Origin of the sequence: Lonsdalea quercina (genome assembly GCF_900107885.1) — a bacterium.
GTDB lineage: Bacteria > Pseudomonadota > Gammaproteobacteria > Enterobacterales > Enterobacteriaceae > Lonsdalea > Lonsdalea quercina.
In genome coordinates this window covers 26,403-50,107 of the sequence record NZ_FNQS01000002.1, presented here as the reverse complement: position 1 = coordinate 50,107, position 23,705 = coordinate 26,403, and the positions used below count along the sequence as shown (strand labels likewise).

At 50.9% G+C, this 23,705-nt stretch carries 18 protein-coding genes and 1 pseudogene; 11 read left to right on the top strand and 8 right to left on the bottom strand.

All coding sequences use genetic code 11. The features are described from left to right. Nucleotides 1-741 precede the first annotated feature (741 nt). A complete protein-coding gene (gene smrA, locus BLU64_RS03105; protein WP_026742363.1) occupies nt 742-1,308 on the top strand; it encodes a DNA endonuclease SmrA in 567 nt (188 codons plus the stop codon). Between the two features lie 48 nt (nt 1,309-1,356). Here the strand turns inward: smrA and BLU64_RS03100 are convergent, their stop codons facing one another. Next, nucleotides 1,357-2,700 (bottom strand): MFS transporter, encoded by a 1,344-nt coding sequence (locus BLU64_RS03100; protein ID WP_026742362.1) that lies wholly within the window; start codon nt 2,698-2,700, stop codon nt 1,357-1,359. A 423-nt stretch (nt 2,701-3,123) separates the two neighbouring features. Here BLU64_RS03100 and BLU64_RS03095 point away from each other — a divergent pair, with 423 nt between their 5' ends. The 6 genes from BLU64_RS03095 (at nt 3,124) to BLU64_RS03070 (ending at nt 10,138) form a co-directional block, all read left to right on the top strand. Beyond that, entirely contained in the window at nt 3,124-3,327 is a 204-nt protein-coding gene (locus BLU64_RS03095) for an ogr/Delta-like zinc finger family protein (RefSeq protein ID WP_071999771.1), read from the top strand. Between the two features lie 333 nt (nt 3,328-3,660). Then, entirely contained in the window at nt 3,661-4,971 is a 1,311-nt protein-coding gene (gene guaD, locus BLU64_RS03090) for a guanine deaminase (protein WP_026742361.1), read from the top strand. Nucleotides 4,972-5,405: 434 nt separating this feature from the next. Further along, nucleotides 5,406-7,256: a bifunctional diguanylate cyclase/phosphodiesterase gene (locus BLU64_RS03085; protein ID WP_051625484.1), complete on the top strand. Its 1,851-nt coding sequence runs from the start codon at nt 5,406-5,408 to the stop codon at nt 7,254-7,256. Nucleotides 7,257-7,621: 365 nt separating this feature from the next. Beyond that, entirely contained in the window at nt 7,622-7,942 is a 321-nt protein-coding gene (locus BLU64_RS03080; protein ID WP_026742360.1) for a phage holin family protein, read from the top strand. A gap of 309 nt (nt 7,943-8,251) precedes the next feature. Beyond that, entirely contained in the window at nt 8,252-8,485 is a 234-nt protein-coding gene (locus tag BLU64_RS03075) for a hypothetical protein (protein WP_074727906.1), read from the top strand. A 1,275-nt stretch (nt 8,486-9,760) separates the two neighbouring features. Further along, the gene (locus tag BLU64_RS03070) at nt 9,761-10,138 is read left to right on the top strand and encodes a helix-turn-helix domain-containing protein (protein WP_026742358.1); all 378 of its coding nucleotides are present in this window, start codon (nt 9,761-9,763) and stop codon (nt 10,136-10,138) included. Nucleotides 10,139-10,292: 154 nt separating this feature from the next. On the opposite strand, the pseudogene BLU64_RS17570 reads toward BLU64_RS03070, so the two are convergent. The 3 genes and pseudogenes from BLU64_RS17570 to ftnA form a co-directional block, all read right to left on the bottom strand. Then, a pseudogene (locus BLU64_RS17570) lies at nt 10,293-10,517 on the bottom strand (IS256 family transposase); the annotation flags it as partial. Between the two features lie 652 nt (nt 10,518-11,169). Then, nucleotides 11,170-11,508: a YebY family protein gene (locus BLU64_RS03065; RefSeq protein ID WP_026742357.1), complete on the bottom strand. Its 339-nt coding sequence runs from the start codon at nt 11,506-11,508 to the stop codon at nt 11,170-11,172. Nucleotides 11,509-11,683: 175 nt separating this feature from the next. Further along, nucleotides 11,684-12,193 carry a non-heme ferritin gene (ftnA, locus tag BLU64_RS03060; RefSeq protein ID WP_026742356.1) on the bottom strand — a complete coding sequence of 170 codons (510 nt, stop codon included), beginning with the start codon at nt 12,191-12,193 and terminating at the stop codon, nt 11,684-11,686. A gap of 319 nt (nt 12,194-12,512) precedes the next feature. Here ftnA and BLU64_RS03055 point away from each other — a divergent pair, with 319 nt between their 5' ends. Both BLU64_RS03055 and purT read left to right on the top strand, forming a co-directional pair. After that, the gene (locus BLU64_RS03055; RefSeq protein ID WP_026739311.1) at nt 12,513-12,743 is read left to right on the top strand and encodes a DNA polymerase III subunit theta; all 231 of its coding nucleotides are present in this window, start codon (nt 12,513-12,515) and stop codon (nt 12,741-12,743) included. A 163-nt stretch (nt 12,744-12,906) separates the two neighbouring features. Further along, the gene (gene purT / locus BLU64_RS03050; protein ID WP_074727904.1) at nt 12,907-14,085 is read left to right on the top strand and encodes a formate-dependent phosphoribosylglycinamide formyltransferase; all 1,179 of its coding nucleotides are present in this window, start codon (nt 12,907-12,909) and stop codon (nt 14,083-14,085) included. A 402-nt stretch (nt 14,086-14,487) separates the two neighbouring features. On the opposite strand, the gene BLU64_RS03045 is transcribed toward purT, so the two are convergent. From BLU64_RS03045 to zwf, 3 genes are all read right to left on the bottom strand, one after another. Continuing rightward, nucleotides 14,488-17,199: an AAA domain-containing protein gene (locus BLU64_RS03045; RefSeq protein WP_074727902.1), complete on the bottom strand. Its 2,712-nt coding sequence runs from the start codon at nt 17,197-17,199 to the stop codon at nt 14,488-14,490. A 553-nt stretch (nt 17,200-17,752) separates the two neighbouring features. Continuing rightward, the gene (locus BLU64_RS03040) at nt 17,753-18,394 is read right to left on the bottom strand and encodes a bifunctional 4-hydroxy-2-oxoglutarate aldolase/2-dehydro-3-deoxy-phosphogluconate aldolase (protein WP_026741381.1); all 642 of its coding nucleotides are present in this window, start codon (nt 18,392-18,394) and stop codon (nt 17,753-17,755) included. 120 nt (nt 18,395-18,514) lie between these two features. Then, on the bottom strand, nt 18,515-19,993 hold the full coding sequence (zwf, locus tag BLU64_RS03035; RefSeq protein WP_026742353.1) for a glucose-6-phosphate dehydrogenase: 1,479 nt from the start codon (nt 19,991-19,993) through the stop codon (nt 18,515-18,517). A gap of 360 nt (nt 19,994-20,353) precedes the next feature. Between zwf and BLU64_RS03030 the strand changes: the two genes are divergently transcribed. Next, the gene (locus BLU64_RS03030; RefSeq protein WP_074727900.1) at nt 20,354-21,223 is read left to right on the top strand and encodes a MurR/RpiR family transcriptional regulator; all 870 of its coding nucleotides are present in this window, start codon (nt 20,354-20,356) and stop codon (nt 21,221-21,223) included. A 155-nt stretch (nt 21,224-21,378) separates the two neighbouring features. Further along, on the top strand, nt 21,379-22,821 hold the full coding sequence (pyk, locus tag BLU64_RS03025) for a pyruvate kinase (RefSeq protein ID WP_026742351.1): 1,443 nt from the start codon (nt 21,379-21,381) through the stop codon (nt 22,819-22,821). A gap of 214 nt (nt 22,822-23,035) precedes the next feature. Here the strand turns inward: pyk and BLU64_RS03020 are convergent, their stop codons facing one another. Continuing rightward, a complete protein-coding gene (locus tag BLU64_RS03020; RefSeq protein ID WP_026742350.1) occupies nt 23,036-23,389 on the bottom strand; it encodes a hypothetical protein in 354 nt (117 codons plus the stop codon). Nucleotides 23,390-23,705 lie beyond the last annotated feature (316 nt).

The window sequence follows — 23,705 nt, the reverse complement described above, 5'->3', positions numbered from 1 at the left end:
AGCCGCAGATTAGTAAAACACCCTCAGGAAAGCCCGACTATCACTGTATCAATCATTGATTTGCGGTGTAAGCACGGCCTTATTACCTACTTATTCTCCTCGGCCAGACAGACTTGCTCATGCGACTCTCGCGCATTACAGCAGCCCACGATAGATCCGGTCAGCCGTCATATGTGGTTAGCCGTGTCGCCGGGTTAATACGCGTCGCGCTTAAGAGGATGGAGCAAATGAAAGGATCGCTCATAGCAAACTTCCAATGCTCATGTTTTGAATTGTATTTTTCGCTGCCGCGACTACAGCTTTATCAGAAAAAAGTGAAATCCCCCTGAATACACAATGTTTTCATAGCATGAAAAATAGCGTTACGCGTCACTCGTCAACGCCTCTCTTTTTTATTTCTCAAGTCATCTGAAATGAATAATTTACTCATACAGAGCCGAACAGAAAACAATATTGTATTTCCTGCTTTTCCTACAGCACCACTGATTGATGTAAGCAATCCCAGAATGAAATATTGATGAAACCATGAATATTATAAGGTCAAATCAAGACATTGAAAAAAGGGAAAACAATAAGACTATGCGCTGATTTATGTCAGATAATTGTGCACGCCTTTATCGTCGCATCCCCTGGCATCCAGGATGGGGGCGTGCTCCGGTAACTGGATTCAAGCAACCCGATGATATTTTTTTCAGCTCCCGTTATAGTCATCATGCTCCGTAGCTAATTGAGGGGACTCACATGACGCCTGATGAAAAATTTCTGTTCAGACACGCGGTTGACGATGTCACGCCACTGCCCTCCTGCTGCACGAAGGTACACCTTCAAAAAGCGCCTGCTTTGAAGAAAAAAAAGAGTGTAGCGTTCAGCAAACCGACTAATTTCCTGATCAGCGGCTACATCGACATGCTTCCTCTGGATGAACCCTTGATGCACACTCAAGATGGGATCCAGCGAGGCGTACTGGATAAACTACGTCAGGGAAAATACTCGCTGGATGCCAGTCTGAATCTGATAAGAAAACCGGTGTCCGTCTGCCGTGACAGCCTATTTCAGTTTATGCTTCAGGCGGAGCACGACCACCTGCGCAATCTGCTCATTATTCACGGTAAAGGCCGCGATGAGGTATCTCATGCCAATATTATACGCAGCTACCTTGCCCGCTGGCTGTCTCAATTTGAGTCAGTACAGGCATTCTGCGTCGCACAGCCCGTACACGGCGGTCACGGGGCCTGTTATGTCGCATTAAGAAAGTCAGCGCGGTCGCGTCAAGAAAATTGGGAACGGCATGCGAAACGCAGCCGATAAAATGTGGAAACAGTATTGCCCCGGCATTCAGGGCAACACCACAGAAGTCTAATAGATAAAAGCGACGGAGCGATGACGACGACCAAGCTGTCCTTTCGCCAAGATCATTAAGGCCGTCAGGAAGGCTGGCAAAGCCAGAACGGCGAACATCATACCGAAGCTCCATTCCATGCCCAGCACCTGCGCGCCGGCAAATGCGCTCATGATCGCGCCCATACGCCCAACGCCATGCATCCATCCTGACCCCGTCGCACGCGCCGCCGTCGGGTAAAAACGCGCGGAAAGCGCATTCATGCCGGTATTCGCGCCGTTGAGACAAAAACCGCTGGTCGATGCCAGTAGGGCGAGTAAAACAAAATAGGATTCCGACAACCCGATCATCGCCGTCGCCGCGCCGCCCGCCGCGTAGATAACGCCGAGCGCCAGGTGAGGATTGATTCGATCCATGAGCCAACCGGCGAACAGAGAACCAAAAGCACCGCCAGACTGGTACAGCGCGGTGATAACCGTCGCCTGAGTGACCGTCATCCCGGCCTCTTTGATGACAGTAGGCAGCCAACTCCCTAACAAGTACACCATGAATAACCCAAAGAAATACCCCCCCCACAGCATGAAACTGCCGAAGCGGTACTCTTTAGATAAGACTAGACGTACGGCGAACGTGGCTTTTTTGTTTTCTGCGGGCATGGCGAACTGAGTCCCGCTGTGACTGACACCGGGAGCGATTTTTTCGACGATGTGATGAATACGCTCTGAATTTGCGCGTTTGGCCACCAGGAATCTGACGGACTCAGGCAGTTTCACCACCAGGAACGGCAGCAGCAATAGCGGCAGAATCCCGCCCATCAGCAGCACGGTATGCCAGCCCCACTGTGGGATCAGCCAGGAGGCGGCAAATCCGCCCGCCGCAGCGCCCACACTGAAGCCGCAGAATACGATAGTGATGATAAACGAGCGTTTCTTTTCCGGTGCGTATTCCGCGACCAGTGTGCCTACATTAGGCATGGCGGCGCCCAGCCCTAACCCGGTCAGGAAACGGAAAATAATCAGGTGCTGTACGTTTTCGGAGAACGCCGCCAATAGCGTCCACAGCCCAAACAGGAATACGCTGGTGATGATAACGACTTTGCGTCCGCGCCAGTCTGCAAGCGGGCCCGAAATCATCGCGCCCATAGCCAGCCCCACTAGTGCCGCGCTGATCACAATCGCCAGCTCAGCGTTGCCTATTCCCCAGGCGGCTTTCAGCGAAGGTCCGATAAAGCCCATGATGGCGATATCCATGCCGTCCAATGCAATGATGCAGAATGAAAGGATGACAATCAGCTTTTGATAGGCGCTAAGGGGACGTTCGTTGATGAGCTGCCTCACGTCTAAAGGGGTGGAACCTGTCACGCTTACTCTCCGATAACTCTTCTGCGGGCTGTTAACCAAGGCTTACACTGTAAACAATTATTTCCGACAGTAAAACAGCCCGACCATAATAATTTGCTGTCAAGACGGATTCCGTGACAGAGCGCGCGAATGATAGCCAACGCGCTCCACCAATGAAAGTACGAAACCGACATCCGCTCTCTTTTACACCGTTAACTGTAATATCATAAACTCATTTTGTGAACAAAAAATCAAATAAAAAACACTTTATCGAATCGTCAAATTTCGACAAACAAACAATAAAATATTGATAAATCGCGGTTTGTTTTCGCTACCCGTCTTTTTTTGCAAGAATTGCTTTAGAAAAAAGTTTGCAAATTCAAATAAAAGGTTTCACCATTAAGTTATGTCGAAAAGATGAATATGTTTGAGGAGATACCCAACATGATGCATTGCCCTTTATGCCACCACGCCGCCCATGCACGTTCCAGCCGATATCTTTCAGATGGCGCCAAGGAGCGCTACCACCAGTGTACTAACGTTAACTGCGGGCACACATTCGTGACCTTGGAAGCCGTCACACGATCAATCATGGTGCCAAGAAAAGTGGACCCCGTAGAACCTCTTGCCGATACCCCTCCGCCCTAATCACTTCCTCCCCCCTTGCTTAGTGAGGGGGAAACGCCCCCCATTCTGGCTATTACTGAAGAACCTTCGATTCGCTTATCAGCTTTATCATTTCAGCCGTCTTCTGTTATTGACGTCCGCCGGACCGTGCTTTTAGTATCAAGTGACTTTTACTGATTTTCAGTCACTTGCACCTATGGTCCTTCATTACGTACGTGCAAACAAACAGACGAATTCCTGCTACAGACAAGCACACTCAAAAATCAGCTGATGCCCTCCATTCTTCGCCATCGATGAATATTCAGAGGTCTCATTTATGGATAAAACCTGTTTTAGCTTCTCAGGGAGGTGTGAATGATTGATGCCGCTGACACTCAGGCGTACCGCGCCAGCCTGCTTCACTTTACCGCCGACCCTCGGCATAACCCCGCAGAAGCCACCCACTTTATTGAGGATGGCTTGTTGATTGTTCGCAACGGTAAAGTACTGAATGCGCTGAATTATAGAGACGTTGCTGCCAACGAGTTAGCGCCTCTGACAGTCAGAGATTATCGGGGCCGGTTGATCATGCCCGGGTTTATCGATACGCACGTCCATTTCCCCCAGATTGAAATGATCGCCTCTTACGGAGAACAATTGTTGGAATGGCTTGATACCTATACGTTCCCGACCGAGCAAAAATACGCGGATGCCGAATACTCTCGCCAGATGGCTGACATATTTATCCGGGAGCTGCTGCGGCACGGTACCACCAGCGCGATGGTTTTTGCGACCGTGCACCCGCAGTCTGTCGACGCACTTTTTACCGCAGCGGCGGATAAAGCGATGAGGTTAATTACCGGGAAAGTGTTGATGGACCGACACGCGCCTGACGCCTTATGCGATGGTGCGCAACAGAGCTACCAGGACAGCCGCGCCCTGATTCAAAAATGGCATCATCATGGGCGTCTTTTATATGCGGTAACGCCACGTTTCGCGCCGACATCCACGTCAGAACAATTAAGGCTGGCGGGTGAACTGCTGCGAGAATTCCCAGACGTTTATATGCAAACGCATCTCAGCGAGAACAAGCAGGAGATTGCCTGGGTGAAATCACTTTTTCCCGAGCATCGCCACTATCTGGATGTGTATCACCACCACGGTCTCACCGGTCCTCGCTCCCTGTTCGCACATGCCCTCCATCTCGAAAAGGAAGAAGTGGACACGCTGTCGCACAGCCGCTCTTCTGTCGCCTTCTGCCCGAGTTCCAACCTGTTCCTAGGCAGCGGACTGTTTCCGTTGCATTCTCTGAAAGCCGCCGGGATCCGAGTGGGGCTGGGCACGGATGTCGGAGCAGGCACCAGTTTATCTCTCCTGCAAACACTGAATGAGGGTTACAAGGTTCAGCAGTTGCTGGGCGAAAAACTGTCCGCCCGAGAGGGGCTGTATCAAGCGACATTAGGGAGCGCGGCGGCGCTGTCATTGGATGATAAACTGGGAAATTTTCTGCCGGGGAAAGAGGCGGACTTCGTGGTCCTCGACTGGGCATACACCCCCCTACAGCGCTTGCGACAGGAGCAGGCGACCACGCTGGATGAGAAGCTTTTTGCTCTGATGATGCAAGGTGATGACAGAAATGTGGCTAAAACTTACGTCAATGGCATTTGCGTCCACACACGCGAATAGTCGGCATAGAGCCATTGTAGGCGTCACTGGCTTATCACCTGACGAGTCCCCCTGAGCGGCCGATTGGCATAAACGCGTCGTTTTCCATATAATTTTTCTTTCATATTAGTGAGTTCGGGCGAGAAATCTCTTCACAAGGAAGTTTCTGGCTATAATTCAAATTAACAGCAGTCACTTACGCTACTGGCGGCCCGCGGCTGTGGAATAAATAACTAAAAGTTGCATTATGCTGAAATGGTAGCGTAGCGTTCTTTCCCGAAGAGGTTCGTTTCTTCTGTGGCTTGTCACCTCCTGAACAGGGTGAACTGGCGGCCAGTCTGGCGTGCAGGATTAATCGGCCTTACAACCTTTATACATGCCGGGATGGCCACTCTTTTTTGAACGACACTCCATCCGGGCATCGACCCTAACAGTAAATTACTTAAGGCATAACCATGACTCCGCCTCTCGATGCCGGCGCTAAGGAACAACGGAGTGCCCTCTTGCGCATGATGAACATCCTGGATACGCGACCGGTCGAAGAATTGGAACGTGTTACCCGCATTACCCAGTCCTTTTTCGAGGTCGATAGCGTGGTGATCTCTTTAATCGACTCCGACCGACAATGGTCGTTATCACGGCGAAACTTTCCCTATTCGGAGACGCCTTTATCGATCTCCTTTTGCGTTCACACGGTGGCTTCCAACGAACCGCTTATCGTTTCCGACGCACGGAAAGATCCCCGATTCAGCGATAATCCCATGGTGACGGGCAAGCAACAGGTCCGATTCCATGCCAGTTATCCGCTACGTTCGTTCTACGGCATCCCGCTGGGGGCGCTTTGTCTGTATCACAGCCAGCCCATTGAATTCGACAGCAAAAAGCTTGAACAGCTGAGCGACATGGCTTATGTAGTGCAAACCTATTTGCAGAGAGTCGAGATGCAGGCGGAAGCCGAAAGCACGCGAGATATGCTCCACAGAGCAGATTACGTCAACCGTCAGATCTTTTCTCAGGCGGCGATTGGCCTCGTACTGATGACGCCGGATAAAAAACCTATCAGGGTCAACCACACGATCTGCAAAATGATGGGATATTCCGAGGAAGCGCTGTTGCAGACCACCATGGAAAGTGTCACGTACCACGGTGATCTCGAGTTAACCAGAGAGCGTTATGACCACCTTTTAAAAATGGGCCATCGCAATACAACGTTCCAGAAGCGCTATTGCCGGATGGATGGCTCGCTGATGTGGGCGATGGTGTCGGTGGCGCTTCTGTACAATCCCGATGGCAGCCAGCATGGCTTGCTGCTGGCAATTACCGACATCAGCAATCAGAAAGCCTCGGAAGCCGCGCTTCTCACGTTAAGTAAAGAGTTGGAACAGCGTGTTGAACAGCGTACGGAAGAGCTGCAGCATAGCCATCAGTTCATCCAGGACATCACCGATAATATTCCCGCGATGATTTCATGCATCAGCCCTGACAACGTCTTCACCTTCGCCAATCGTCATCTTAAGCTGCTGCTGGGAAGTACGGGCGATGAGCCTATCAATTGCAGCATTAACACAATCTTGCGTCCTAAGGAGCGCAAGCTGTTTACCCCGTTGTTGGATAAGGTGCGCAATGATCGGCGGCCGTTGCATATTGAGCACACCGTCGACTTGCCTTCGGGGGAACGAATCACCTATCACACTCAGATGGTGCCCGCAGAGCCGCCAGAGCAAGGGGTATATGTGTTCTCCACTGACATCACCGACCTGACATCCCTGCGCGATCAGCTGAAATTCGAAGCCAATCACGATCATCTCACCGGATTACCCAACCGACGCGCCGTGATCTCCTACCTCAATCAGCTCGCAATGAAGCAACGACAGAGCGGTCTGGCGCTGCTGTTCTTCGATCTGGACAACTTCAAACACTACAATGACCGTTACGGACACGAATTCGGCGATCGAGTCATCAAAACCTTTGCACGCATTTTAGGTCAAAATACCCGCCCAGAAGATTTAATCGGACGGCTCTCAGGAGATGAGTTCGTGATGGTGCGGCATGAGCACCATGATATGGAGCACGAAGTGAATGAGCTTTGTCGTACACTAAAAGAGCGCTTTCAAAAGCCCATTCGCATCCGCGGCCAAAACATCCTCCTGTCCGCCAGCGTGGGTATCGCCATTTTGGGTAAAAATGACCGTCTGGATGTCAATCATTTCATCCACCAGGCAGACACGGCGATGTATCAGGCTAAACGCCAAAGTATTCACTCATCTCGCGGTTATAAACACGACGTGAAAAACAGTGATAAGTGACGCTGTCACCGAATAGATCAGCAAAAAAATTCTACCTGTCTATACTCCCTGTCGGTTGCCGCTGACTTCAGCGGCATGTTTCAACCCGGCTTTCCCTGCATTGGCAGACACACTGTTTGCTCCCCGCTTATACAACCCAAAGCGCTGGCTCCCAAGGGCCGTAAACTGATTACATAACGTGACTGGTATCGCAACGTTGCAATCAGGAATGATCCGCATGACAGCAACATTTCATCTTCCTTCCGACGCGTGGCGTGCCATCGGAAAGCTAGTCAAATCCAGCTTAGATGAACGTTTGGACGGGGTATGCGTTAGCCAAAAAGAAAATTCATCCCCATCAATGACCTACAAGAGGAGTTAACATAATGAGTGAAGCAGATAAAAGTGTATTGTCGCTATTCCTTATCGGCCTGCTGATTGCCGTCGGCAAGGTTTTGATCGGCGGCAAGCCCATCAGTATGGGACAATTTACCGGCCGGTTATTATTGGGAGGTTTTGTGTCGATGATTGCCGGAGTCGCATTGATACAATTCCCGACGCTGTCCCCAATTGCCATTAATGGGATTGGCGCAGCGTTGGGGATTGCGGGTTATCAAACGATAGAGTTATTCCTACAGCGTCGCGCCCGCAACCAAGGTGATAAGGATAAAAGTCGCGACACAAATGATAATAATCGGACAGAATAGTTATTCTGATCGTGGCGCGCCCCATCCCTGGGCTGACTTCAATCAAGGTTCACCTCATGACGCTATCAGGAGGCATTCTTAATACACGCAGCGGGTAATCAGTCAGCCCAAAACTTTCCTACGCTCTCCATATTCGTCACGATAGCCCCTTTCGATACCTTCATCAGCAAACGGAATGTCGCCTGGTGCCGTTGTCACCCGGCAGAACATTGCCACCTCCACCAGGAAGCCGAGCAGCGATAAGCTGCAGATGAGTTAAGAACCTAGGGACGGCAACGTGCTATACTGCCCTTCCCAGAGAATTTTAATATGAAATCAGAAGACGCCTTGAACTGGTATCCTGCCCAGCTACCGCCGGTCAAAATCATCTTAGGCAACGCCGTTCTGGAAGTGATCAAAGTCGGTCGTCCAGTCAACACGCGCACCCTGCTTGATTTTCTGCAAGTCATGCAAGGCAAGCAGAAACGGCGTGATGATAAAATTGCCATGCAAACCGCCATTGACGTTTTAAAAAATAATCAGAGTATACATGGCAGGATATAGAGCCTCACCCCGAAATATCGACGTGGTAGCCACACAGCTCAATCCTGGCTTATCCAAGTCTTAATCATCGCTTTTGATACTTCACTTTGTAGCAGATAGGGGCAAATGCACCTAATCGACTCCATGCTATTCAGCCGCCCCGCCACACCGGCTCGTATTTTTGTCAAGTTATAAGGGCATGAGCCTTTTCCCCGATAATTGTTGGAGAGCGCCAAAATAATCTCTTACCTTACCTGCTCATTGCCTAAAATAATTTTTTAAGACCAACGCTTTCATAAAAAATAAAGCCATAATCGCAATCGTTTTCACATTAATAATTTCTATCCAAACGTCCTTCTCAATCCTCTGTAAAATAAACCCTGTCATAGACAACATCTGTTGAATATTAAAGGTGCTACCCGAACTTGCCCCACACGTCTATGATCGTTCGAGAATAAAAATATTTGTTCAATTCAGTGAATTCTCATCAACTAATTTCACAGTAATAAACAACTAAAAATGATAAACCGGTTATAGTGAAAATCATTTACATAGCTGAGAAATAGCCTACGTTCAATGAAGGCGATGTTGTCCAAAGCCGATCCATTGGTTCTAAGATGGTTATCTATAAATGAAGGGTGACAAACTCTGGTGTGTCCAGGTCGATGATTCATTGAAAAAAGAAGTCATCGTTGCGGCTGACTCCGTGACACATTAGCGTGAAGAAGGTCCCTTGGTATTTGCGGCCGATGCCGCCTGAATCTCGCTTATTCTTCGCTGACTCTCGAATTTTTCTGGATGTGAGCGCTAAGCAACCCAAGGCTCTTATCCACATCGCCATGTTATGACCTGACTAAACGTTATATCTGATAAACTTCATTTTCTTAGACCCTATTGCCTTAATACGAATGGTTATCTCCTCCATGAGAATTCAACTTGAAAAGGTTCATCGATGCCGAATTAGACTATTCTCCCATTCAATTTATTACTAATAACTATTGCTCCCAAAACGTGAAGCTAGTTAAATATAGTCACGACTAAAGAAATTATGCGCCGATGTCACCCACTGTTTAAGAGGGAGGAAACATTACCAGCGTGACATCATTTCATCACACAGCATCAAAAGCGAATCAACCATTGAATGACACTAAGCTTTACTCACTGTTATATTTAACCAAATCATTGCTTAACATGATTTATCCTAAATATATCTATAGGGATATAAAGAATTACTTTATTAAAAAATCAATTTTCAATTAACCATGCCGAACTCAGTTCCGGAACACAATGAACGCTATGCCAATGAACGATTTTGATAACAGCCTTATTTCCAGGCTCGCTGAACTTAACAAAAAAGGTTTTTCCAAGGCCGATATGGCCAGAGCCGCAAACGTCAGCAAGCAAGCGGTTACTGGATGGTTTAAAACGGGAACCATTAGCAAAGCCTCCGCACTGGCCGTAGCGGATGCGAGTGGTGTTTCCATCGCCTGGCTCTTTGGTAAAAAGGTCGACGAAGACTCGGGCTTGAAAGATCGTGAAATTCGAATGCTTAATTTATTTCGTCAACTGCCTGAGCCAGAACAAGATCACATGATTGACTCATTTCAGGGGCGACTGAAGGAACTTGACGACTACGTCGAAAGTTATTTGCGTGGAAGAATGAAACAGGAATAAAGAAGCAATTTATTTCAACCTTATTCTAGGCTAGCTTTTTGGTGTGATCAGTTTTGTGCGATCACCAGGATGACTTTGATAAACGCGATGAATATTGCGGTAGAATTAGTTTTATTCGACTCTGTAAATAATTCTTTGTCACTTCTACCCGATTAAGGTGATCGCCCAGGCGGTCACCGAACTTGATAATAAAGCGGCTTATCGCCAGCCACCTGTTTTGGATCGGCATACCCCTTTTTTTGACGCATCCCCGACAGCCAGATAAATCACCTTCCGAGCTGAGTTGTCTGTCCGGAAGTCGGAAGACTGTGCATTTCGTTATCCCCAGCTGGATTACGCTGTTCCACGATTCGTTGGCGTTGGTGGTGTAGAAGGCTTTTTCGCGGGTCGTTATGCCTTCGCGTAGAGGAATTAAATCTGGTGTCCATCAGAGTGATACACTTCTGGCTTTTCTTTATCAACCGAGGCGCGAAGGTATTTTACCGAACACGAAGCGTGCGCAGTTCCGTCTCGCCGTCATCCCAAAGCAGGGTTTTGACGAATAGCCTGATCCTGACCCAAATTCTTGCTTAAGCAAAAAAGAGTAATCCTAATGTTGGACTTTCGAATAGCAGAAACCAGCTAGGGTGGCGGCGGTAAGTTCTGGCCCATTAACAACCGTGTTCAAAAGCCGGCTAACCGCTTTCTGCGCTTAATCGCTACTGAATGCTGACAACACGATAAGCTGATATGCATTTAGGGGGGCTAAACCAAATTGGAGTTTTCATAAATTAACCATAAAAAAAAGACCGAATACGATTCCTGTATTCGGTCTAGGGAAATGGCTCTAGGGTAGAGCCGTGCGCTAAAAGTTGGCATTGACGCAGGCTCCGAGGAACCCACGCTTTAAGCGTAGACGAGGCATTTCCCTTTTCCAGCTATGTATGAGCTGACTTAGTACTTCAGCGCCATCATTCGGCCCATTTTGTGATCGTTAGCTCAATCACTATACCTGCCGCACCTCGATAACCCTCGGGATAACGGCCCTATTGTCATTGGCACAGTTGTTCAGCGCGGGTCACAAAGGGTTGCAAACTTTTTTTCTGCCCAGGCTGTTTGGGATCGTCCAGCAGGATGATATCCAGTGGCTGAGCGTTGACTTTACCCTGTCTGACCTGCGTCCAGGCAACATCGTTAAGCGGATATTGCATCAGTGTGCTGGGATTGATGACATACAGCGCGTTGCCAGGTCGGCAGATCAACTGCACTTCTTCGCGAGTGAACGCCCAGTTGTCGCCATATTGCAGTTTGCTGATGTTGGCGATCCCCGTCGCCGCGAGCGCTGAAGAGCAAAAAGAGGTCGTTATCAGAAGCCAGATTAATTTTTTCATTTTGATTTCCAAAGCAAGACAGACCGTTGTATTTACAAGGTTTCTTGATTCAAGCCGTCAAGAATAAACCTCGGTAGAATCATACCGACGCACTGGGGGGAAGTCGAGCAAGGGGGGAATCAGGAGATATGCAGAGAAAAGGCGATGTCGGATGAACACCGCCTCTGTATCGTTATCAAGCAGAAGGCGTAGTGCTTGCCGCCATTCTTTTGAGGTCTTGGTCGATAAAGAACAACCCGCCTTCTGAGGTACTTACCATCGCTAGTTTATCCAGAATAGAGTTGAACAGCTTCTCTTCTTCATGCTGCTCAGCCACATACCATTGCAGGAAGTTGAACGTTGAATAGTCTTGCAACGTCATGGCCGCATGCGCCAACTCGTTAATTTTTCCGGTAATCAGCTGTTCGTGTTCAAAAGTCAGCTTGAAAATATCAGTCAGAGAATCGAACTCTACCGGGGGAGCTTCAATCGCGCCAAGGACAGGCATACTGCCGGTATCGTCAAGGTAGTCGAACAGACGCTGCATGTGCTCCATTTCTTCCTGAGAATGAGACTTCAGGAAAGCCGATGCGCCTTCGAAACCTTTATTTCCACACCACGCGCTCATCTGCAAATACAGGTTGGCTGAGTAGAACTCGAGGTTCAGCTGTTCATTCAGCTTTTGGATCATTTCTTTTTTTAACATGTTGAATCCTTTTCCACTGGCTAGGGACTATTTGAAGGGCATTATGCACGGAAAAATTAAAATTAAACACATACTATTAACGAATAATCTCATTATTTTTATCCTAAATTCAAAGTATTATCATTCATCTATGAGAATGGTTTTTATTACTTTTCATGGTATCGATTTCGTTTAAAGACAATGTTCAACATTGGCGTTTGAATTCATTCATTGCTCTTATTTTACTGTGATTAGGGATGAATCTAACGAGGGTTAGCGCGTCGCTTGCCATTTGAACCGGGCTGTTTTATGTTTGTCGCGCCACACACAGGAGGACATCATGGGACATAATCTGGCCGACCTCTCATTCGAAGAGATGGAAAAAGTAAACGTCGATCTCGCCGCTTCCGGTGTCGCTTTCAAAGAGCGCTATAACATGCCGGTCATCCCTGACGTACTCGAACAGCAGCAGCCTGCGCATTTACGCGATTATTTCCGTGAAAGGGTTAGCTTTTATCGTCAGCTTTCTTTGCAGTTCTCCACTCTGCCTTACGACCCCAACAGTAAATGATCCAATCGTACCGTCATCATCCGCAGGATGACGGTCTTTCTCTTACCCACCTTGACGCAATGAAATGTCGGTCAAACGGTCTTAAAGATGACCTCCGGATGCGTACGCAAACGGTTTCGTTTATACTGCGCCGGAATTCTTAACCGCATCGGATACGACGTTTATGTTAACAATTGGAACAGCCCTACGCGCCGGGGCCACCCGCGTCATGTTGCTGGGATCGGGCGAACTGGGAAAAGAAGTGGCTATTGAATGCCAACGTTTAGGAATTGAAGTCATCGCCGTCGATCGCTATACCGACGCACCCGCCATGCAGGTCGCACACCGTAGCCACGTCATAAATATGCTGGACGGCGAAGCGCTGGAACAGCTGATCGCTTTGGAAAAACCTGACTACATCGTTCCCGAAATTGAAGCCATCGCTACTGATACGCTCGTCGCGCTTGAGAAGCAGGGACAACGCGTCGTGCCATGCGCTCAGGCCACCCGATTAACGATGAATCGGGAGGGAATACGCCGGCTAGCGGCGGAGACACTAGGCGTTCCAACCTCTCCCTACCGGTTTGCCGATAGCGAGGAAGGCTTTCGCGCAGCCGTGGAGGACATCGGTTTTCCCTGCATCGTAAAACCCGTCATGAGCTCTTCAGGGAAAGGCCAGAGCCTGATGCGTGAAGCGCGGCAACTAGACTCAGCCTGGCGTTACGCGCAGGAGGGCGGACGAGCCGGGGGCGGTAAAGTGATTGTCGAAGGGCTGGTCAAGTTTGATGTCGAAATCACCCTCCTCACCGTCAGCGCCGTCGATGGCATTCACTTCTGCGCTCCGATCGGACACCGTCAGGAGGATGGCGACTACCGTGAATCCTGGCAGCCGCAACAGATGAGCGCTGTAGCGCTTGAGCGGGCGAAAGCTATCGCCGGCAAGGTCGTTAAAGCACTCGGCGGCTACGGCCTGTTCGGCGTTGAGCTGTTCGTTTGCGGCGATGAGGTCATTTTCAGCGAAGTGTCGCCGCGACCGCACGATACCGGGATGGTGACGCTGATCTCTCAGGATTTGTCGGAGTTCGCATTACACGTACGCGCTTTCCTCGGCTTGCCGGTGGGCGCCATTCGCCAGTACGGCGCAGCAGCTTCCGCGGTGATACTGCCGTATCTGACCAGCAGTGACGTTCGCTATCAGGGATTGGAACACGCCCTGCTGCCACAAACGCAAATCCGCCTGTTCGGCAAACCGGAAATCAGCGGCCAGCGTCGAATGGGCGTCGCATTAGCGATGGACGAGACGACAGACGCTGCCGTGCAACGCGCCAAGACCGTCGCGGCGGCGGTAAAAGTCAAGGGTTAGTGTTGAAGGCGCAGTCTGTCTGCGCCCTTTTCCTCGTTCGTGTCTCGCCGTTATGAGCCGGCTATTCTGGGTGTATTCCCCTTTATCTTCGCAAAATTAAGTGTGTAACTTAAACAGCCGAAAGCTGGTCGATGCGTCTAATTTCAGGCGCATATGCTTTGCATAGACAGGGCCGGCTAGCTTCGTATCCCTGTCATTGAAGGCGATTTTCAGCGCCACCCAATGGATACTGTCCTACATGCTGTCGGCGGGCGGATTTCATCCATAAAACAGGCCACCAAGAATGAGACGCAAGCTTAGCAAGTTGCGCCGTTGCACGCAGAGAGATCCTGAATACCCCGGCTTTATGCTGCTAACAATCGGTCTGGATCAAGGCCGATAATGTTGCACGCCGATGTCGCCTCACTCACTGCGCACAGGGCTGGCCCACCGGCCGATAAAGTCGGCGATTCTCTCTTCGATACGACTCTCGATGGTGCGTAGGCGCAGAATAGGTATGCCGCCTTTCGACAGAATACCGTTCTTTAAGGCATCCCGTGCCGCCTGGTCGGGTCGGTCATGGGAGCCGCCATCAACTTCAATCACCCCCAGAGGGGTCTTTCCTACCTTGTAATAGATCACAAAATCGCAGCTGGCACGCGCCATGAAGGCACGCTCGCGTTCTGTTAAATCAGGTACGCCCGGCGATATGATCTGATTAAGTTTGACCTGATCGTGACACAGCAACGCCCGGCACGAGGGGTCAGATAGCGCCTCGCGCAGCCGTTGCGCGACGATCTGCTCGGATTTATAGCGTGAGTCCTCAGGTCGCAATCGGGCATTCAACCGCGCCAGAGACTGATCGTATTCGCGGTACAGCAGGTCGAACGCCGATACCACAGGCGCGCGCACGATCTGCTCGTCCTGCGCGTAATAAGCGATGTAGCGCATCAAAGCGGCGAGATGCCCCTTATTACCGGTAAAGACCTCATCGCCCGTCACCAGTGTGAAGCGATGCTTGGACCGTGACACTGCAACGTTAATCATGCGCGGGTCATCGACGAAATGCAGACGCTTGGGGTCTTGGTTGTAACGTTTTTTGTCCAGCACGGTGGAGAAAACAATCTCATCACACTCCCTCCCCTGGAACTTGTGCACCGTATCCTTGACGAAATCCGTCGGCAGACATGTTCCGGAGAGGTCAACCTGCGCTCGGAATGGCGCGATGAAGCCGCGCCCGTCGCCGTCTACCCCCACGGCTTCGCCCTCGTCTTCCAGCAGCTTCAGCAGAGAGTCCAGCTCCCTCAAGTTAGTGTTCTGCCGGGTGTGATTGCCCTTGGCTGTCACCACCAGACGTAACGGCGCTTCACCTTTACCCTCCTTCGTCATAGGCACCAGCTCGTTGTCGTAGAACTGCTGGTTGCAGAATTGAATGATCCTGGGATGGCAGCGGTAATGTTCTTTCAACAAAGTCCGGGGCAGCGCCTGCTTGAATACTTTAATGCACGAATCCAGCAGGCTGTAGCGCTCGCAATCGTAAGCCTCCGCGGGTGCCTCCAGGCCTAACGCTACGGGAATATGCGCCAACTGACGGTTGTCGCCGACGACGATCAGATTCTTCGCGCAGCCCAACGCCAGAATCCCCGGCACAATATCCTGCAATGAAGCTTCGTCGATGATGACGTAGTCAAAGACAGCACCCGGCGCGATGGAATTGACGATGGAATGCGTGCCGCTGCCGAGGATGGGAAAGCGTTGCACAAAGGCATCGAATCGTTTGCGGTAGGTCTTATCATCGAAGCTGTCTAAAACCCTGGGCAATCCGTGCAGATGCTGCTTCAGGAGACACATCGACGCCCTCTTCAATTCCTCCAGAGCAGCCGTAAAATTTACGCTCTCCAGCGATGCTCGACACGCTCGCAGCTCCGCATCTTTTTCCTGTAACGCTTTGTCGTAGTAGTGCAGTTGCAAGGCATAGAAAACGGACAGGCGCGTGTCACCCTGAATGAATGGGCGGGCGCGGAAAATTCTGAAGTTGAATAGCAGCTCAATACGAGCTTTAAGGCGGATGCGTTGCTCTCCAAGATAGGCGAGGTAAGCCATCAGGTCGGCAATCTTGCGTGGAGACAGTCCGTACTTGTCCAGCGAGGCGACGGCCCGCACGCCGCTTTCTGCCTGCCACTGGTGCAGGTAACGCCGCTCAATCATCAGCTCGTCGAGTTCGACCTGTAATTGCGCCTCCCGATTGTGATTGTGCAAGTGCTCTTTCAAACGGGCCAGCATGGTTTGAATCTCGTTCAGAGTCGGTGCGGGTTCGGGTTCACTCGTTGGCTGAGACGGCAGGTTGGCGAAGAAGTCCTTGCGGTTGTCCTGATTGCCGAGTTTTGCAATCACATGACCCAAGCCGTATTTCTCCAGTTTTTCGTAGACATTATCCACCGCTGCATTGTTGTTGGAGAGCACGGCCACCGTCTGTCCACGCAACAAGATATTGGCGAGAATGTTTAAAATGGTCTGGGTCTTGCCGGTGCCCGGCGGGCCTTCAATCACGCTGACCTGGGCGCGGAAAGCTTGCTCGACCGCCTTAAGCTGGCTCTCGTTCACCCCAAATGGATAGATCAGACCTTTTCCCTCTGCGAGCGTTTTATTCCGCGCCGTGCAATAGGCCTCTAAGGCTGTGTCAGCGCGAGCGGGCAGTTTTTCTAATTGGCGAACGACATTGGCAGCAATCTCGCGGTCGCTCTTGCAGTCCGCCCTATCCTGCCGGGCATTCGCCACAGCCATAAAATAGCGGAAAACCGGGGTGTTTTTCATCGCCGTCGGCGCGACAAAGCTGATGCTCTCCAGCTTGTAGACATACGGCTTGTCGGCATCCGTGTAGTACACGACGGCATACCTCTCACCATAAATCGTTGCCTTCGCGATGGGCGTGACGATGGCGCTGCCGGCCTTGGTCAAGAACATCTCGCCCAGCTCGCGAACGGGCGAGATGTTGCAATCACAAAGAGGATGTTGGGTCGTTTCTTTATTGAAGTCAGTGCACCTCAGTTGTAAGCCTTCGTCCCTGTCGCTCCAGATCGACCAGTTGGCGATCTCTGCAGTCTTGTCCTTACCCCCCATTTGGATAGAAATCATATTTCCCTTATTTCCTCGCGAACAACATCCGAATTCAGTTTTATGCTGACGTTCAAATGTCGTTATGTCCCTGATGTGGAGATAATCTTGCCACCATTTTCTACATGGCAAAAGAGGGTCGTTTGATTGGCCTCGTTTTGTTGTAGACCAGCGTAGTTCCTGACGAACCATGTCCGAATAGCTGACTCCTTGCAGATGCTTCCTGTGGGATGTATCCGAGGTCAAAGCGCTCCTGACCGGGCCTTGGGTGGTGCTGCGGCAACGGCCACGAGGGAAGTTGCATTTTGCTGGTATAAAATCTCAGAAAATCCGGTCAGCCAGAAAAGCGCGGATGCCACATACAGGGTCAGTCAGGGTCAGTCAGGGTCAAGTTTGAAAGCTACGGCAGGATGGACTTAATAGAAGGATACGTTGAGGTAAGGGGCGCGCGGTCCGACGAAATACTAATCGGGGTCATCATCAAAAAAAACCACCTCCGAAGAGATGGTTCAGAAGCAAAATTTATACGCGGTTATCACGTCATTGACGCCCATTTACCGTGTGATGTGCCGAATCAGGCTTTAGCGCCTTCCACTGCTGTACGAGCCAGATCGGTGATTCGACCGTAATCGCCGGACTCCAGCGCATCAGCCGGCACCAACCATGAGCCACCGACACACAACACGCTTTTGAGCGCCAAATAGTCGCGGTAGTTATTCGGTGTAATGCCGCCTGTGGGGCAAAACCGGATTTTGCCGAACGGACCTGCGATAGCCTGCAGGGCTTTCACGCCGCCGTTAGCCTCAGCCGGGAAGAATTTGAACTCCGTCAATCCGTAATCCATACCCAGCATCAGTTCAGAAACGGTGCTGATACCCGGAATCAGCGGAATATCGCCCGCCGTCGCCGCTTTCAACAGCGGCTCAGTCAACCCAGGGCTGATGGCGAACTGCGCGCCGGCATCGACAACCTCGGCCAGCTGTTGCGGATTGGTCACCGTTCCCGCGCCCACAATCGCGTCCGGGACTTCTTTCGCAATCAGGCGAATCGCTTCTACCGCACATTCGGTGCGCAACGTGAGTTCCAGTACGCGGATACCACCAGCGACCAAGGCTTTCGCCATGGGAACTGCATGTTCCAGTTTATTCACGACGATCACCGGAATGACCGGGCTTGCCGTCAGAATTTGTTCCGCACTGGTTTTCCAGTTTTTCATTAAGCGCTTTCTCCACTCATGCCCAACGGGCATTGATTAATTGGGCGCGGTCCCTCCACAAGTGGACCGCGCCGTGATTCGTAACCGCTCGGCCCCCGACGAAACCGGGGCCGCGGATAATCACGACTCGACTTCGTTCCAGGAACGACCATCACGGGTGATCATCGCTACGGACGCAACCGGACCCCACGAGCCAGCCTGATAGGGCTTAGGCGCATCGTTGTCTTGATCCCAGGCTTCCATAATGGAGTCAACCCACTTCCAGGCTTCTTCCACTTCGTCGCGACGAACGAACAGCGCCTGAATACCTCGCATCGTCTCCAGCAACAGACGCTCGTACGCATCGGCCAAATGCTCCTGATCGAACGTTTCTGAGAAACTGAGATCCAATTTGGTCGTCTGCAGACGGTGTTTATGATCCAACCCTGGGATCTTGTTCAAAATCTGAATCTCAATGCCTTCGTCAGGCTGAAGACGAATAATCAGTTTGTTTTGAGGTAGTTGCTGATAAGAGTCGTGGAATAGATTCAGCGCCGGGTTTTTGAAGTACACCACGACTTCTGAGCATTTGCTGGGCAAGCGTTTACCGGTGCGCAGATAGAATGGCACGCCGGACCAGCGCCAGTCGTCGATATCCACGCGAAGGGCGACGAATGTTTCGGTGTTGCTGGATTTATTGGCGCCCTCTTCTTCCAGATAACCCGGTACCTTCTTGCCCTGAACAAATCCGGAAGTGTATTGGCCGCGTACAGTCGTCTCATGAATATTGGAACGGTCAATGCGGCGCAGCGAGCGTAGTACCTTGACCTTCTCATCGCGGATGCGATCCGTCGTCAGGTCAGACGGCGGCGACATGGCGATCATGGTCAGGATCTGCAGCAGATGGTTCTGGATCATGTCGCGCATCTGTCCGGCCTGGTCGAAATATCCCCAACGGCCTTCAATACCCACTTCTTCGGCGACGGTGATTTGAACGTGGTCGATGGTGCTATTATCCCAGTTATTGGCAAACAGCGAGTTGGCGAAGCGCAGCGCCAGCAGGTTCAGCACCGTTTCTTTTCCGAGGTAGTGGTCGATGCGATAAACCTGACATTCGTTGAAGTACTCCGCCACCTGATCATTAATCACCTGAGAAGAGGCCAGATCGGTTCCCAGTGGCTTTTCCATCACGACGCGAGCCGGCTCTTTGTTCAGCCCCGCTTTACCAAGACCGCCGCAGATAGCCCCAAAGGTGCTGGGCGGCATGGCGAAATAATTTATTGTTACGCGGCTTTCCTGGTCAAGCATCTCGCCCAATCGCTTGAAACCCGCGGCATCCTGTACATCCAAATTGCAGAAATCCAGCCGCCCGCTCAATGTTTTCCACAGTTTTTCGTCCAGCGGCTCTTTGAGAAAAGTATCCAGCGCTTCCCGCACGACTTTGGTATAGGCCTTTTTGTCCCATTCCGCTCGGCCAACGCCGATGATACGGGTGTCCGGGTGGATGTGACCTGCTTTTTCCAGTTGATACAGTGAAGGCAGCAATTTACGGCGCGCCAAATCCCCTTTTGCACCGAAAATCACCAAGTCACATGCCTGGGCCGTTGACGTTACCGCCATGTTCTATCTCCTCATTGCAGGATGCTGTAATTTTATTACAGATGTAATGTACTATTTTTGGCTGGGACCAGTAAACCGTTAGCCTGCGACATACCCTACAAATCGCGGTGTATCAACGTGATACCTAATATTCTCGTTGACACACAAATAACGATACGAGTCTGAGAGAGAAAATGAGCTGACAATTTTGACAGCGAGTGACTATTTTGAAAGTTAGACACACGTCATGTTCTGGTGAAAAAACCACACTTTCGCCGCGCCTTCCTCTGCCACGCCAGAATAGCGCATAGTATATTTCCACGAAATTCGCATCGATTCACCTTTGACTGAAATCGACATGACCATTGATGGTATCACTCTATGAAAATGCTGGATAACATCCGAACGCACCTACATTTGTTGAGTAAGTCGGAAAGAAAAGTGGCTGAAGCCATTCTCGCCTCGCCTCAGTCAGCTATCCATTCCAGTATAGCGACACTCGCAAAATTAGCGGGTGTGAGCGAACCCACCGTCAACCGATTCTGCCGACGGCTGGACAGCAAAGGCTTCCCCGATTTCAAACTGAAGCTGGCGCAGAGTCTCGCCATCGGCACGCCCTACGTCAACCGCAATGTGGATGAGGACGACTCGGTCGAGGCTTACACAGCTAAAATCTTCGAGTCCACTATGGCCGGTCTTGAACACGCCAAATCGTGCCTCGACATCGCCGCGATCAACCGAGCGGTCGACCTGCTCACCCAGGCCCGCAAAATTTCCTTCTTTGGCTTTGGAGCCTCAGCGGCCGTCGCGCATGACGCAATGAACAAATTTTTTCGCTTTAACATCCCCGTGGCCTATTTCGACGATGTGGTTATGCAACGCATGAGCTGCATGAATTCAAGCGAAGGCGACGTCCTCGTATTGATTTCTCACACTGGTCGCACCAAAACCCTGGTGGACATGGCACGTATTGCCCGCGAGAATGACGCGACGGTTATCGCTATTACCTCCGAAGGTACGCCGTTGGCACGAGAAGCGTCCTTGACCCTCCAGTTGGAAGTTCCGGAAGATACCGACGTCTACATGCCGATGGTGTCTCGCATCGCCCAACTCACGCTGATTGATGTTCTGGCGACAGGGTTTACATTACGGCGCGGCGCGAAATTTAGAGATAACTTGAAACGCGTCAAGGAAGCCTTGAAAGAATCGCGTTTTGATAAAGAAGGACCGTTCAGCACCCCTTATAACTGATTTGCATTCAGCCGGCGTCGCGCCTTTTCGTCGGTACGGTTCAACCGCCACGGTATCCCCATTGTGCGGATCGCCCTCTCCACTCAGAAAGGGGCGTCAGCCGTGTTTTAGCTACTTTCGCCCTATTTCAGCTTCACCAGTCAACGGAGTCATCCATGTCCAGACGGTTAAGAAGAACGAAAATTGTAACCACACTAGGGCCGGCAACCGACCGCGACAATAATCTGGAAAGAATTATTGCCGCCGGTGCGAACGTCGTCCGCTTAAACTTTTCTCACGGCACCGCAGAAGACCACCAACTACGTGCCGATAATGTGCGTGAAATCGCGGCAAGATTAGGCCGCCACGTGGCTATTCTTGGCGATCTCCAGGGACCGAAAATTCGCGTTTCCACTTTCAAAGAGGGCAAGGTTTTCCTCAACATCGGCGACAAATTCCTGCTTGACGCCAACCTGGCTCGCGGGGACGGCGACAAAGAAGCGGTCGGCATCGACTACAAAGGTCTGCCCGATGACGTTATTTCTGGCGACATCCTGCTGCTGGATGATGGCCGCGTTCAGCTCAAAGTACTCGAGGTCGTTGATTCGAAGGTCTATACGGAAGTGACGGTCGGTGGCCCCTTGTCGAACAATAAGGGCATCAACAAACTGGGTGGTGGACTCTCAGCGGCGGCACTGACAGATAAAGACAAAGCGGATATCGTGACCGCCGCTAAAATCGGCGTGGACTATCTGGCCGTGTCTTTCCCCCGTACCGGCGCCGATCTCAATTACGCCCGTCAATTAGCATTGGAGGCGGGCTGTGAGGCCAAAATCGTCTCTAAAGTCGAACGCGCTGAAGCCGTCGCGACAGACGAAGCCATGGACGATATTATCCTGGCTTCCGACGTCGTCATGGTGGCCCGAGGCGACCTGGGAGTAGAAATCGGCGACCCTGAGCTGGTCGGCATCCAGAAAAAATTGATCCGTCGCGCCCGCAAGCTCAACCGAGCGGTCATCACCGCGACGCAGATGATGGAGTCGATGATCACCAACCCGATGCCGACACGCGCAGAAGTCATGGACGTCGCCAACGCCGTGTTGGACGGCACCGACGCCGTCATGCTGTCAGCCGAGACTGCTGCGGGCCAGTATCCGGCGGAAACGGTAGCCGCCATGGCCAACGTGTGCTTGGGCGCTGAAAAAATCCCGAGTATCAACGTGTCGACTCACCGTCTTGACGCCGAATTCGATAACGTTGAAGAATCGGTAGCGATGTCAGCCATGTACGCCGCCAACCATTTGAAAGGCGTGACCGCTATTGTCGCGATGACCGAGTCTGGTCGCACTGCGCTGATGATGTCCCGCATCAGCTCCGGACTGCCTATTTTTGCGATGTCGCGTCATGAAGGCACGCTGAACCTGACCGCGCTGTATCGTGGCGTCACGCCCGTTCAATTCACTCGTTATTCCGATGGCGTGGAAGCCGCGAATGATGCCGTCATTCTGCTGCGCGACAAGGGATTCCTGATGTCCGGCGATCTGGTGATCGTCACGCAGGGCGATGTCATGGGCACGGTTGGCACGACGAATACGGTCAGGATCTTGCGGGTCGAATAAACGGATTATTATTCGCCATCATCCCTGGTGACGAGGATGTTTGGGATAGAAAAAAGCCGGAGCTTCCGGCTTTTTTATTAGGGTGAAGATTAAATGTTATCTGCAAGAGTCAATGCTTTGTCTCGGGATGTGCCATCAGCGTGTTTCTTTAATCAGCCGCGTTAAGTTCCTGACTTCATCACAACCCATGTCTATTGTTGACACCTTTGCCGTCTCATTTTTTCGGCGGGAATAATTCCTGCTGTTTATCTTTGGACGAATTCACCTTATTCTCGTGATGCACGATGGTTGATTTTTTCGTCTTCGCCTTTTCGTGCAATTGATTATTTTTCTTTTGTACCGCTTTTTGGCGACTTTCTGCGTGGGCTTTGGCAGCCTCACGTCCCGCCTCCGCTTTCTTCGCCGAATGCGTGCCGACGTCATGGCTAGCAGCTTCGATGCGCCCCGGGTCCGTTATCACCGGCGCCACAGAATTACCGTGAGCAGACTCGACAGCCGCGTTCGCCGCCGTATAACTCAATGCTGATGTAGCGAATAAGACACCTAAAAACACCGGTTTGAAATGCATAATCAATATCCTTTTACCGCATTATTTAATCAGTATGGTCAGTCATATAAAACGCGTCAGATATTTATCCTTCGCTTAATGGATAGGCCTGACACAAAAAGCCCTCTTAATGAGGACCGGAACAGAGTAATAACAAGCGACAGAAAATATTGATACGCGGAATTGTCCGAGAAAATAATATATCGGCCATAAATAAGGCGCTAATTATGTCTTGCGTTTGGATAGGGTAAGATTTAATGACTAATTATTTCCAGATTCACCGATGCCGTTATTTTCGACACCGGTGAAGTGTGATAAAGACGGCGTCATATTACAC